This is a genomic window from Salipiger bermudensis (assembly GCF_019801965.1).
GTDB classification, from domain to species: domain Bacteria; phylum Pseudomonadota; class Alphaproteobacteria; order Rhodobacterales; family Rhodobacteraceae; genus Salipiger; species Salipiger bermudensis_A.
Window position 1 is genome coordinate 15106 of sequence record NZ_JAHVIA010000014.1, and the last position, 12829, is coordinate 27934.

13 protein-coding genes are annotated in these 12829 nt (G+C 67.2%); 4 read left to right on the top strand and 9 right to left on the bottom strand.

Going from position 1 to position 12829, the window contains the following annotated elements; translation table 11 throughout:
- Positions 1-181: 181 nt before the first annotated feature.
- The 3 genes from KUV62_RS21990 to KUV62_RS22000 form a co-directional block, all read right to left on the bottom strand.
- Positions 182-892: a hypothetical protein gene (locus tag KUV62_RS21990; protein ID WP_222605905.1), complete on the bottom strand. Its 711-nt coding sequence runs from the start codon at positions 890-892 to the stop codon at positions 182-184.
- Positions 893-969: 77 nt separating this feature from the next.
- Positions 970-1866 carry a hypothetical protein gene (locus KUV62_RS21995; RefSeq protein WP_222605906.1) on the bottom strand — a complete coding sequence of 299 codons (897 nt, stop codon included), beginning with the start codon at positions 1864-1866 and terminating at the stop codon, positions 970-972.
- A 6-nt stretch (positions 1867-1872) separates the two neighbouring features.
- Positions 1873-2736 carry a hypothetical protein gene (locus tag KUV62_RS22000; protein WP_222605907.1) on the bottom strand — a complete coding sequence of 288 codons (864 nt, stop codon included), beginning with the start codon at positions 2734-2736 and terminating at the stop codon, positions 1873-1875.
- 305 nt (positions 2737-3041) lie between these two features.
- Between KUV62_RS22000 and KUV62_RS22005 the strand changes: the two genes are divergently transcribed.
- On the top strand, positions 3042-3623 hold the full coding sequence (locus tag KUV62_RS22005; RefSeq protein WP_222605908.1) for a hypothetical protein: 582 nt from the start codon (positions 3042-3044) through the stop codon (positions 3621-3623).
- A gap of 12 nt (positions 3624-3635) precedes the next feature.
- Here the strand turns inward: KUV62_RS22005 and KUV62_RS22010 are convergent, their stop codons facing one another.
- Positions 3636-4622 carry a replication initiator protein A gene (locus KUV62_RS22010; protein WP_222605909.1) on the bottom strand — a complete coding sequence of 329 codons (987 nt, stop codon included), beginning with the start codon at positions 4620-4622 and terminating at the stop codon, positions 3636-3638.
- Positions 4623-5069: 447 nt separating this feature from the next.
- Between KUV62_RS22010 and KUV62_RS22015 the strand changes: the two genes are divergently transcribed.
- Both KUV62_RS22015 and KUV62_RS22020 read left to right on the top strand, forming a co-directional pair.
- Entirely contained in the window at positions 5070-6464 is a 1395-nt protein-coding gene (locus KUV62_RS22015) for an AAA family ATPase (RefSeq protein ID WP_222605910.1), read from the top strand.
- Between the two features lie 37 nt (positions 6465-6501).
- A complete protein-coding gene (locus KUV62_RS22020; RefSeq protein WP_222605911.1) occupies positions 6502-7518 on the top strand; it encodes a ParB/RepB/Spo0J family partition protein in 1017 nt (338 codons plus the stop codon).
- Positions 7519-7552: 34 nt separating this feature from the next.
- On the opposite strand, the gene rfbA is transcribed toward KUV62_RS22020, so the two are convergent.
- Genes rfbA through rfbC form a run of 4 tightly spaced genes read right to left on the bottom strand, consistent with a single transcriptional unit; the run spans position 7553 to position 10879 of the window.
- Entirely contained in the window at positions 7553-8425 is an 873-nt protein-coding gene (gene rfbA / locus KUV62_RS22025) for a glucose-1-phosphate thymidylyltransferase RfbA (RefSeq protein ID WP_222605912.1), read from the bottom strand.
- Complete coding sequence (rfbD, locus tag KUV62_RS22030; protein ID WP_222605913.1) at positions 8422-9264, bottom strand: dTDP-4-dehydrorhamnose reductase; 843 nt, start codon at positions 9262-9264, stop codon at positions 8422-8424. The genes rfbA and rfbD overlap by 4 nt, the downstream gene beginning before the upstream one ends.
- A complete protein-coding gene (gene rfbB, locus KUV62_RS22035; protein WP_222605914.1) occupies positions 9261-10310 on the bottom strand; it encodes a dTDP-glucose 4,6-dehydratase in 1050 nt (349 codons plus the stop codon). Before rfbB ends, rfbD begins: the two co-directional genes overlap by 4 nt.
- Positions 10307-10879: a dTDP-4-dehydrorhamnose 3,5-epimerase gene (gene rfbC, locus KUV62_RS22040; protein WP_222605915.1), complete on the bottom strand. Its 573-nt coding sequence runs from the start codon at positions 10877-10879 to the stop codon at positions 10307-10309. The genes rfbB and rfbC overlap by 4 nt, the downstream gene beginning before the upstream one ends.
- Positions 10880-11009: 130 nt before the next feature.
- On the opposite strand from rfbC, the gene KUV62_RS22045 reads away from it, so the two are divergent.
- Complete coding sequence (locus KUV62_RS22045; RefSeq protein ID WP_315901609.1) at positions 11010-11990, top strand: glycosyltransferase; 981 nt, start codon at positions 11010-11012, stop codon at positions 11988-11990.
- 6 nt (positions 11991-11996) lie between these two features.
- Here KUV62_RS22045 and KUV62_RS22050 read toward each other — a convergent pair whose 3' ends face one another.
- Positions 11997-12797, bottom strand: a complete 801-nt coding sequence (locus KUV62_RS22050) for an ABC transporter permease (RefSeq protein WP_222605916.1) — start codon at positions 12795-12797, stop codon at positions 11997-11999.
- Positions 12798-12829 lie beyond the last annotated feature (32 nt).

Genomic DNA, 12829 nt, shown 5'->3' on the forward strand with positions numbered 1-12829 from the left:
CCCCGCGCGGCCCGGAGACCTTCGAACCCCGGCTTCTGCCGCCTGTTAGGCTCGAAAACCGAGGGCCCCCGGACCCATCCCGCGTCACAGAATGGCGCGGATCGCCATGGCCCCGCATCGGGATCCCGGTCATTCGATCTCGCTTTGCGAAGCCCGGTGACCGGCCCCGCCTGCGCGCCTCTCAACCCCGTTGCCCGAGCGCGGTCTCGAGCTGCTCGAGGCGGCCGCGCTGAAGCCGCAGCTCGGCCTCCAGGGCTCTCAGCTTCCGGGCCAGCGGATCGACCTCGAACCTCAGCACCGGCCAATCGGGATCGGAGGCGTCGGTCTCCAGCAGGGTGAGTCCCTCGCCCCGGCACCACTCCGAGACCGCCCCGGCATCCCAGGCCCCTGCGAACATCGGCTCCACGCCGCAGCGCATCCAAAGCCGGTCGATCCTGCTCAGCGCGTCTGCTTCGCACAGGCCCAGGAGGATCTCATGCCCCCTGGCAGGGTCGTCGATCGCCCAGCACAGGGGCCCCGGCAGATCACGGATTTCCGCCAGCAGATCGGCAACAGCCAGCGTCTGCACATGATGACTCCGGCGCGATTTCAGGCCCGGGAACAAGGCCTGCAACGCCTCTTGGGGCTCGGAAAAGCCCCGCAGTCCGGGAAAGTTATAGACCGTCAGGAGATCTGCACCGCTCGTCCGGCCCAGCGCGACCGGACGCAGATCGACCCTCGGATCGCTCTCCGCCGAGGCCTGCAGGACGGCTGCCTTGTCGGGATCGGGTTCCAGCACGATCAACCGTCTCAGGTCCGCGCGTAGCAGCTCCGCCCAGGCATGCCGCTCCGGCGCACCGATACAGATCACGGTCGGGCGCTCGCCCCCCTTCACTAGTTCAAGAACCGACATGTGCAGTATGTGTCCCTTCCGGCATTCCGACATGACAAGGCCATATCGATCTTGGTTTTACAATCGTCGCACACGGCCTAGAAATCCGTGCCGCTGCGCTCGAAGGGCCGCCCCGGCCGGGCCAGACGCTGTGCCAGGTCCGAGAACGAGCTCCAGGTACTGGCCAGGAACAGCGGCGCCGCGGTGAGCAGGAGCAGGTCGGCCAGCGCGTATTGCAGCTGGCGTGCCGAGCGGTCGTAGAGATCGCGCGGCAGGTAGGCCATCCGGCTCTCGTAGCGCTCGATGAACGCCGCGTAGGTCTGTGGCAGGTCGGCGGCGAGAAAGATCGTCTCCGCCCGTCCCTCGGCGATCAGCGCATCAAGCCGCGCGATGAAGTGGCGCGCGTCGCTCTTCTGCCGCCACTCGATGAGTTCGCGGTGGCGCGCCTCGGGCCAGTTGCCCGGGGCCTCGTAGCTCAGGTGGTCGAAGCCCGGCCCGGTGCCCATGCGCACGTGAACCGCGACCGCGTTCGGGCGCCGCACGCTCTCGACCAGACGCCGCACCGGCGCCGAGGGCACGAGGCCGCGCAGGATCTCCTGCTCCTCCTCCATGCTGCGATGCGGGCTAACCAGCGTGTAGGCCGAGCGCACGTAGATGTCGCCGCCCGGATCCTCCGCCAGCACCGGCTCCTCGAACCGGGCGCCCGACTCGACCTCCATGTAATTGTAGACCCGCCGCGCCTTTTGCCGGCACAGCGCCGCCAACCCGGGCTCCTCGACCACTGCCCCGGTATAGTCCAGCAGGTCGGAGATCCGGCAGTCGCAATGATGGTCCGGCAGCCAGATCACCACCAGCTCGCGGCCGGTGCGTCGGGCAATCACCGCGGCCGAGACCAGCGCGCGCAGGCGGTTGCACAAGCCATGCTGCACATCGACGAACAGCCGCGCCTGCCGGGGCAGCGCGACACGCCGGGGAGAGAGCCTGCCGACCGGCACCGCGGATCAGGGTTTCCGGAAACCGCGGCGCACCGTTCGCATCGGAGAGGTGAGTCTCCACGACGTCGAACGATAGACCCCGTCTAGCAAGGCCTCCGCCTCGCGCCCCCGCTGCAGCTCGCTCAGGCTGCGCAGCAGCGCCGCCCCGAGGATCTCCTCGCGCACCGTGCGTCGGCCGCCCTCGACGGCCATGCCGGACTGGAGGCTCTGCTGCAGGCCGAGTTCGAGACTGTCTTCCTGCATCTGCTCCTCGAGCTGGGCGACATTGGCGAGCAGGAGCTGGACCTCCGCCTCGCGTTGCTCGAGTTCCCAGCCGAGGTCGATGGCCTGGGCAGATTGATCCTCTTTCAAGGCGGCATGCAGCCGATCAAGCTGTGCCACCTTGTCGGTTTCGTCGGCGGCCAATGCGATGCTGGCTTCGAGCTCGTCTTCCAACCGGCGGGCCAGACTGTTTTCATGCACCAGAACCCGGGCCATCAACCGTTGCAGCGGGCGCTCTCGTGGCAGATCCAGCGACGGGTCGGCCGTAACATCCGTTTCGAAAGCGCAGCCGAGGCGATCCGACAGCAAGGCGGCACAGGCGGCAGGGTCGGCCTGCATCGCCGAGCGTTCGAGGACCAGGATCTGCCGCCGGTGCGGGCGCAGCCCGACGAGCTGCTCTTCCAATTGAGCGGTTTCCCTGGCGAGCGCTTCGGAAGGCGGCATCCCTGCGCCCAGCGCCGCCACCAGAGCGGTTTCCAGGCTGCTCAGGATGACCAGCACGAAAGGCGCCTCCGTCCCGGCTTGCAGCGCCATTTGCAGATCCGGCTGGACTTGCAGGGTCAGCTTCGGGCTGGCGTCACTGGCCAGGCTCTCCAGCGTTTCGGGCATGGGCCCCTGGTCCAGGATCACCACCGGAAGGGTTGCAGGGGAAAGCGCTGGGGTCTGGGGCATGGTCGGGCTGAAGTCCTTGCGGCCGGGAAGGCATGGGTGGCGGCGGTCTGACGGCCAATGGATAGGTGAAATACGGTTGCAGTGAAATCACAACCGCCCCCCGGGTGCCAGAGCGGCGCGTCGGAAAAGCGTCACCCTCCGGTCACACCCGGGCCGCCGCCATTCTCGACAGGGCAGTCCGGCTGCGCCATAACGCGGAGGTCGCGCGATCTTGCGTATGACGAATTGACTGCGAGGCCCCTGTGACGCATCCGATCGAACTGACCACCGCCGCCGCTTTCGAGCAGCTGCGCGGCGCAAGCCTGAAACAGCCGGTGAAGAGCGGCGAGAAGCTCGGCCACGGCCTGTATTTCAGCTGGGACACCGAAGATGGTGACGTCTCCGTCACGCTTGACAGCAGCCCCGGCAGCCTGTTCTCGGCCCGGATCGAGATCGCCAAATCTCCCGCCTGGTTTACCCTAAACATCGCCCTCGGCGAGACCGGCCTGCAGGACAGCGACGTTCTGGGGCTCGTGGCCGAGATCAGCGGCGATCAGCCGGCAAGCCTGCCGGTCTTCATCCGTTCCGCCTTTCCAGGCGGTGGGCATGGCGACACCTGGCTGATGGACCAGCTTGCCGTCGGCGCGTCCCCGGCCATCCGCACGCTGCTGCACACCGCCGCGCCCGGCTCTCCGCTGACCGGAGACGCGGTCTATCACACGTTGATCATGAATCTGCCCAAGGAAAGCGGCACGCTGACCCTGCGCGACATGGGCGTGTTCGTCCTGCCGAACTCGGAGCTGACCGCGGGCACGCCGGTGACCCTGGCCGGCTACGCCAGCTGAGCCGGGCGCGGCTCAGCCCTCGCCACGCTTGCGCAGCCAGCCCAGGAACGCCTTGTCCGGGTCGCCCAGCCGCGGGCGGCCGCTATCGGCCCAGAAGCTCCGCCAATCCGCTTCGAGCGCGTAGACATCCGCGCCCGGGAGCAGCTCGCGCGCCGTGTCGAGGGTCTCGGGGCGCAGCAGCGGCGCGCCCGGTGCGTCGGGCTCCACCACCTGCGCCCGGCGGGTGACCCGCAGCAGATCGCCCGGCTCCTCGGTGAGGGCATAGTCGGGCAGGTTGTCGGCGGCGATCATCTTGCGCAGTGCCGCGCGAAACACCCGCACCGGGGCCGTCGAGCCCGCCTTCTTGTGCAGCACCGCCACGCTCACCTGCCACTCCGGCTGCCGCCCGCAATGCTTGCGCGCCAGCTCGTAGACCCGCCGCTCCAGTGGCTTGCGCAGGCGGAAATAGTCCCGGCTCAGCGTCAGCACCGATTTCGCCAGCACCGCCCGGTAGAGCCATTCCGACAGGGTGACCGACACCGAGATCATCCGACCGCCCCGGGTCTTGCGGCGGATCTCCCAGGACTCGATCAGGCCGAAGCCGCTGGTCGTCTCTTCGCCGCCGGTGGCCATGTTGGTGGTGATGCGGGTGCCGGCCAGCCGCTCGAAGGCCTCGCGCAGCCGGGCGTAGCTGTCGCCGGAGGTGTCGCGATTGGTGGCGACCAGCAGGTCATGCGCCTTGAGCACCAGGTGGCGGGAGGTCTCGCGCCCGGCATTCACCGCCGCCACCAGCTGGCTGACGCAGTAGATCAGGATATCCTTGTCGTGGATCGTCGCCCGGCCCCGCACGCTCGGCGTCACCTGCACCTCGGTGCCGTTGTGCTCGTAGCTCAGGATGCGCCGGTCGGGCCGGGTCGAGAGCGAGAACACCGGATGCTCCATGGTGCCGAGATCATCCTTCGGACTGGCCCCGAAAATGTCGCAGATGAAGAAATCCCCGGTGGGGTGGCGATCGGGCATCAGCCCCCCTGCCCCGCGTGTCGCTGCCGTCATTGTCCTGCCCGTGCTCGTTGCCCGCTTCGGCGGGTCTGCCCTGCCCCCGATTCCTTTCGGGGTTTCAGTGACACCAGCGTAGATTTATCCACAGCCCCCGTCCAGCGCGGCTTCGGCGGATTGGAGTCGCCTGATCGTGGGTTCGGAGTCGCATCAACGTGGTATCAGAGTCGCCATGAGCAGAAGAGGCAGCCAAAAAACCCATATCTTCAAATCCTTGCCCAAACAGGCTTGCCCCGTAACGAATAAACTAACAAATTTCTAACAACAAAAATCAGCATTCGCCGACCTCCCCCGCCTCAACGCCTCCCGAAACACCCGGATTTGCTTAGAAATCCTTTCTGTGTTCGGTCTTTCCTTCCATGTGAGCGGTTTTCTGCTATCTTGGCAAAAAATGCGCACATGAGGCGTCTGATGCGAGCAGACAGCAAGGGCACCCTGCCCCCCTATTTCAACATCGATCCCGACCAGGCCGAGGCCGCGCTCGGGGCGCCGGCCTCCACCGCGCGCTTCGGCGAGATCGCCCGGGCCTGCGAAGCCGGACGCACCGACCTCGCCAGCCGCGGGCTGGAGGAAAGCGGTTCCCGGCAATTGCGGCTGTTCTCAACCTGGGAGATCACCCGGTACCTGATCCCGGTCGCGACAGGGCATTTCCGCCGCGTGCTGAAACAGAACCCCGAGCTGCCGCAGGGCAGCTCGGAGACCGAGGGCGGTGCCAAGTGGTTCACCCTCGACGAGGTGCTGCGGCTGAAGGCGCATTTCGGGCAGGAAGGCTCCAAGACCAAGGAATACCTCCCCTACCGACCGAAGGGACAACCCGCCAAGATGGTGGCTGTGGCCAACTTCAAGGGTGGCGTCGGCAAGACCTCGACCGCGGCGCATCTGGCGATGTCGGCGGCGCTCGACGGCTACAAGGTGCTGGTGATCGATCTCGACAGCCAGGGATCGATGACCTCGATCTTCGGCGGCAAGGTCGAGGATGAATGGCAAACCGTGTTCCCGCTGCTGGCCCGGCATTACGCCCGCTACCTGAGAGCCGAGAACCAGCGCCGGCTCGACCGGAACGAGGCTCCCCAGCCGCTCGACGACACCCTGGCCGAAGCGCTCGAGATCGATCCTCGAACGCTGGTGCAGCCGACCCACTGGCCCAATATCGATCTCATCGGGGCGCAGCTGAACCTCTACTGGGCCGAGTTCCAGATCCCGGTCTGGCGCATGGGCGCACGCGGCTGGAAACTCTGGGACGCGCTGACCGACACGCTCGACGAGAGCGGGCTGCTCGACGAGTATGACATCATCTTCCTCGATACCCCTCCGGCGCTCGGCTACCTGACCATCAACGGGCTGGCGGCGGCGGACATCCTGCTGGTGCCGCTCGGGGCCTCGTTCCTCGAGTTCGACAGCACCGGGCGCTTCTTCGACATGCTGCACTCCACCTTCGGCTCGATCGAGGAGGCCGAGAACCTGGCGGCGCGGGCGCTGGGGCGCGAGGAGCTGAACTTCGAATGGGATGCGGTGCGCGCCGTGGTGACGCGCTACGACGGCACCCAGCAGGCCGAGCTCGCGGCCCTCATGCAAGCCTATCTCGGCGAGGTGCTGTCGCCGCATCGTCAGGGCTTCACCGCGCTGATCGGCCAGGCCGGCGAGCAGGTGCAGGGCATCTACGAGGCCGATTACCGCGATTTCAACCGCGAGACCTACGTGCGTGGCCGCGAAACCTTCGATGCCACCTATGCCGCCTTTAAGCAGCTGCTCGTGGGCGCCTGGCGCCGCGACGCGCGGGCCGAAGCGGCGGCGGCCGCGGAATGACCCTGGGTCGCGCGCCCGCCAGCACAGGAGAGAGATCATGGCCAAGCGCAAGCGCCTGACACCCGCCAACCCGATGTTTCTCGGGCAGCCCGCCGAGCCGGTGGCCGCCGCCCCTGCCCCGGCGCAGATCACCCGGGCGCCGATCGCCGACGTGGCTGCCGACAGTTCCGCCAGCGCTGCCCTGGCCGAGGTCGCGGGAGAGCTGTCACGGGCCCGCGAAACCGGCCGGATGATCGCCAGCCTGCCACTCGAACGCATCGACATGGGCTATCTCGTGCGCGACCGCATGGTGGCCGATGACGAGGAGATGGCGGCGCTGGTGGCCTCGCTGCGTGACCGTGGCCAGCAGACCCCGATCGAGGTCACGCCGCTGGCCGATGGGCGCTATGGGCTGATCTCGGGCTGGCGTCGCTGCCAGGCGCTGATGCGGCTCTCGGAAGAGGGCGACGGGGACGGTACGGTGCTGGCGCTGGAGCGCCGCCCCGAGACCGCCTCGGATGCCTATCGCGCCATGGTCGAGGAAAATGAGATCCGCGCCGGGCTGAGCTATTTCGAGCGCGCCCGCATCGTCGAGGTCGCGGTCTCCCAGGGCGTGTTCGAGACCCGAAAGCAGGCGTTGCAGAGCCTGTTCGCGGCCGCTTCGCGGGCCAAGCGCTCGAAGATCGGCAGCTTCGTTTCGCTGGTTTCGCTGCTGGGCGAGCACCTGCGCTTTCCGCAGGCCATCGGCGAGCGGCTTGGGCTGCGGCTCGCCAAGCAGATCGAGAGCGATCCCGGCCGCGCCGCGGCGCTGGCCGAGATCTGCGCCGCGGCACCCCGCGATACTGCCGAGGACGAGCTGGCCTGGCTCACGCGCTGGGTCAGCCGGGCCGAAGCGGCGGAACGGTCTGCCGGGCAACCGGCGCGTGCTGCGAAACCGGAGCCGTTGACCCTGCGCCCCCGTCCCGGCCTTCAGGCCAGGTTCCATCCGGACCAGAACCGGCTCGAGCTCTCGGGCACGGCGCTGACCGAGGATCTGCGCGAAGCGCTCTTGGCCTGGATCGCGGAACGCGACTGAGGAACTGAATAGGCTCTAGACAGCGGTTTAGAGCCTATTTCAGCAGTCTCAGAAGATATTGGCCGTAGCTGTTCTTCGAGAAGCTCTCGGCGCGTTTGCGCACCGCTTCGGCATCGATCCAGCCCTTGCCATAGGCGATCTCTTCCGGGCAGCCCACCTGCAGCCCCTGCCGCTCCGAGAGCGTGCGGACGAAATTGCCCGCATCCAGGAGGCTGGCATGGGTGCCGGTGTCGAGCCAGGCATAGCCACGGCCCATCTGCTGAACGTGCAGCGCGTCCTCGGCCAGGTACATCTCCAGAAGCGAGACGATCTCGAGCTCGCCGCGCGCCGAAGGGGTGACCGCGCGGGCCCGTTCCGGGGCACTGCCATCGAGGAAGTAGAGCCCGGTCACGGCGAAGGAGGAGGGCGCGACCTCGGGCTTCTCGACGATGCCGCGCACGCGCCCGGCGCTGTCGAAGTCGACGACGCCGTAGCGCTCGGGATCCGCCACCCGGTAGCCGAAGACGGTACCCCCCTGCCCGCGCGCATCCGCCGCCGCGAGCTCTTCCGGCAGGCCGTGACCGAAGAAGATGTTGTCGCCGAGGATCATCGCGCTCGGGGCGCCGGCGAGAAACTCCTCGGCCAGCAGATAGGCTTGTGCGAGACCATCCGGGCTGGGCTGGGTGATGTAGCTGAGGCTCAGACCCCACTGGCTGCCATCCCCGAGCGTGCGTCGGAACTGTTCGCTGTCCTGCGGCGTGGTGATGACGGCGATCTCGCGGATCCCGGCCAGCATCAGCACCGACAGCGGGTAGAAGATCATCGGCTTGTCATAGACCGGCAAAAGCTGCTTCGAGACGCCGATGGTGATGGGATAGAGCCGTGTTCCGGAGCCACCGGCGAGAATGATGCCCTTGCGTGCTGTCATGAGGTGAGCTCCTTCAGAGTCTGCGAAAGCGCGTCTCGCCAGTCCGGCGGCGAGATGCCGAAATCCGCCTCGAGGCAGCTGCAGTCGAGCCGCGAATTGAGCGGCCTTTGCGCCGGGGTCGGGTAGTCGACGGTCGGGATGCCGGTGACGGACACCTGCCGCCCGGCGCGCTCAAACGTTTCGCGCGCGAAACATTTCCAGCTCGTCGCGGGCGCCCCGGCGTAATGGTAGAGCCCGCCGCCCTGCCCCGCCTGCATCGTCCCGACCATGCTCAGCAGCGCCGCTGCGATGCCGGAGGCCGGGGTCGGCCCGCCGATCTGGTCCTCGACCACGGAAAGCGCGTCGCGGGTCTCCGAGAGGCGCAGCATGGTCTTCACGAAATTCGCGCCGTGAGGCGAGAAGACCCAGGAGGTGCGCAGCACCGCCCAGTGCCCGCCGGCATCGCGGATCGCGGTTTCCCCGGCGAGCTTCGAGCGGCCATAGGCGTTGATCGGAGCCGGGGTGTCCTCGGGGTGCCAGGGCGCGTCGCCGCTGCCATCGAAGACATAGTCGGTGGAGACGTGCAGGAAGGGGATGGCGAGCTTTGCGCAGGTGCGGGCCATGGCGCCGGGCGCCTCCCCGTTGATCACCGTCGCGAGGGCTTCCTCCTCCTCGGCGCGGTCGACCGCCGTATAGGCGGCGGCATTGATCACCGCCGAGGGCCGGGCAGCGAGAATGGTTGCGGCGCAGGCGTCCGGATCTGTGAGATCGGCATCTTCACGGCCAAGCGCCGTGACCTCGGCCTGCCGCCGCAGCTCTGTGGCGACCTGCCCGCTGCGGCCAAAGACCAGCAGGCTCATGCCCGCACCCCGAGCCGCTCGCCAACGCCTTTTCGGGCCTGCAACGGGCGCCACCAGGCCTCGTTGTCGAGATACCATTGCACGGTTTTCTCGAGCCCTTCCTCGACCGTTACTGAAGGGCGCCAGCCCAGCTCGTCGCGAAGGCGCGAGGGATCGATGGCATAGCGGGCATCGTGCCCCGGGCGGTCGGCGACGAAGGTAATCTGGTCGGCATAGGAGCCGGTCGCCTTCGGGCGTTTCGCATCGAGAATGCCGCAGAGCGTCTTCACCAGCTCGAGATTGCTGCGCTCGTTCTCGCCGCCGATATTGTAGCTGCGCCCCAGTGCGCCCTTCTGGACCACGAGCAGCAGCGCGTCGGCGTGATCCTCGACATAGAGCCAGTCGCGGATGTTGGCGCCTGTCCCGTAGATCGGCAGCGGCTTGCCGGCGAGCGCGTTCAGGATCACCACCGGGATGAGCTTTTCCGGGAAGTGGTAGGGGCCGTAATTGTTGGAGCAGTTGGTCAGCACCACCGGCAGGCCATAGGTTTCGTGCCAGGCGCGCACCAGGTGATCGGAGCTGGCTTTCGAGGCGGAATAGGGACTGCGCGGGTCGTAGGGCGTGTCTTCGGTGAACATTGCCTCCGGGTCGTCGGGCAGCGAGCCGAACACCTCGTCGGTGGAGATGTGGTGGAAGCGGAAGCGCTCCGGCTTGCCCCGGGCCAGCCAATAAGCGCGGGCCGCTTCCAGCGTGTTGTAGGTGCCGGTGATGTTGGTCTCGATGAAATCCCCGGGCCCGTCGATCGAGCGGTCGACATGGCTCTCGGCGGCGAGATGCATCACCGCGTCGGGTTTGTGCGCGGCAAAGATCCGGTCGAGCGCCGCGCGGTCGCGGATGTCGGCGTGCTCGAAGGTATAGAGCGGGCTGTCGGCCACCGGGGCGACATTGTCGAGGCAGGCGGCATAGGTCAGTGCGTCGAGGTTGACCACCGCGTGCCCGCGCGAGACCGCGAGCCGCACCACCGCCGAGCCGATGAAGCCCGCACCGCCGGTGACGAGGAGCTTCATGCCTGCGTGCCCTCGAAGAGGAAGGGGCTGTCGAAATCCTTCAGCAGTGGCGCCGCGGCGTCTTTCTCGGACAGCACCGCCTCGGAGCTGTCGAGGCCCCAGTCGATGCCGATCTCGGGATCGTCGAAGCGCACCGCGCCGTCGCAATCCGGGGCGTAGTAATCACTGCACTTGTAGATGATCTCGGTATCGGGCTCGCGGGTGACGAAGCCGTGCAGGAAGCCCTCCGGGATCAGCAGCTGGTGGCCGTTCTCGAAGCTCAGCTCGACGCCGATCCATTTGCCGTAGCTCGGGCTGCCCTTGCGGATGTCGACGGCCACGTCGAAGAGCCGGCCGCGGCCGCAGCGCACCAGCTTGGCCTGCGCATGCGGCGGGCTCTGGAAATGCAGGCCCCGCACGGTGCCCTGCGTGGCGCTGAGCGAATGGTTGTCCTGTACGAAGTCATGGTCGAGCCCGTGCTCGGCCATGCGCGCCCTGTTCCAGCTTTCCGAAAAGAACCCGCGGTTGTCCCCGAAGCGTTGGGGCGTGAGGATTTTGACCCCGAGCAGGGCGGTGTCTTGGATCTGCATGGGCTTTCCCGGTCTGTTCCCGATCTTTCCTGCCACATGCGGCGGCACGCGTCATCCTGTAAGGGGGCGGGGCGTTTGACACCACCGGGCCATTGTGACCTTTGCGTGGAGCGAAAAACGGAGAGGCGACGTGACGCAGACAGAAGGTAGGGCAGGCCGCGTGGTGGCGGTGGTGGTGACCTATAACCGGCTGGCGCAGCTGGAGGTCACCGTGGCGCGTCTGCTGCGGTCAGGTCCGGACGCGCTCGAGGCCGTTCTGGTGGTCGACAACGCCTCGACCGACGCGACCGCGTCCTGGCTGGCAGAGCAGTCGGATCCAAGGCTGGTGGTGCATCGCTGCGAAACCAATGGCGGCGGGGCAGGCGGGTTCGAGACCGGCATGCGGCTGGCGGTGACGCGCTTCGATCCCGACTGGGTGCTGGTGATGGATGACGACGGGCGCCCCGAGCCCGGCGCGCTGGAGCGCTTCCAGGCCGAAGACCGCAGCGCTGCCGAGGTCTGGGCGGCGGCGGTCTACCATCCCGATGGCCGCATCTGCGACATGAACCGTCCCTGGCTGAACCCGTTCTGGCACCGCGACGTGTTCCTGCGCACGATCTTCGGCAAGGGGCGGGACGGCTTCCATCTCGGGCGCGAGGAATATGATGCCGGGCATCTCTGCGAGATCGACGGCACCTCCTTCGTCGGGCTGTTCATTTCGCGGGCGGCGATTTCGCGCGCCGGGTATCCCGATGGCAGCCTCTTCATCTACGGGGATGACGTGCTTTACACGCTCGGCGTGACCCGGGCAGGGGGGCGCATCGTCTTCGACCCCTCGCTGCGCTTCGAGCATGATTTCTCCTCGATGACCGGAGCAGATCGGCGCTTCCGCCCGCTGTGGAAGAGCTACTACTACTACCGCAATCTCCTGCTGGTCTATCGCATCGCCTCGGGGCCATTCTTTCCTCTGGTGCTTCCGATGATGGCGCTGAAATGGCTCTCCAGGGTGCGCGATCATGGCGGCGAAAAGAGGGTTTTCCTGGGCTACGTGCTGCGGGCGCTGCGGGATGGCGTCCTGCGTCGCACCGGCACCAGCCACGCGGAGGTGGTGGGCTGGGCGCGGCGGGGCTGAGGCCCATCACTTGTTGGCGAGGATCTCGCGGTGGTAGCGGCTCATCAGCACGACACCGAGAAAGAGCGGGATCAGCCCGGTGGCGAGACAATAGGTGAGATCGACGTAATCCGCCCGGTAGCTCGGGTAGAAGCCTGATCGCATCAGTCCGGTCACGTGCATCAGCGGGTTGTACCACAGGATGTTCTGCACGCTGGTCGGCAGGTCGTCGTAGAGGATCAGCACGCCCGAGGCGAGAAACAGCGGGCGGGTGAAAATCCCCCAGACCTGTGTCCAGACCGGGAAAAGACCGAACAGGGCGCAGTTCAGCACGCCGATGCTGAGGCCGATGAGAAGGGCCAGCGACATCGCGGTGACGATCGGCGGCAACTCGACCAGGGCGCGGGTCTCGCTGACGATCATGATGCCGCTGATCAGCAGCAGGGCGATCAGGATGCCGGTCAGCGCATTGAGCAGGAAGCGGGCGATGGCCGCATCGACCCAGGTGACGGCGGGATATTGCAGCAGTGGCTTGGAAAACTCGATGGAGCCGCCCACGAATCTCGCGATCCCCTGGTAGAGCGAGAAGGGCAGGAAGCCGGTGGCGTAGAACAGCATGAAGGAGTTGCCCAGCGGCGGCGAGCGCAGCAGCAGCGAGAAACCCAGCGCCATGACCATGATGCCGCCCAGCGGTTCGAGAAGGGCCCAGAGATAGCCGCCCGGCGAGCGCCCGTAACGGGTGGCCATTTCCCGGAGCATCAGCGCGCTGACCGCCCGCAGGGTGGCGAAGCTGCGGGTGGTGCCGACACGGGGGGACAGCGGGGGCATGGAAGAGGCGGGTTCAGAAGGCACGGGCAGGC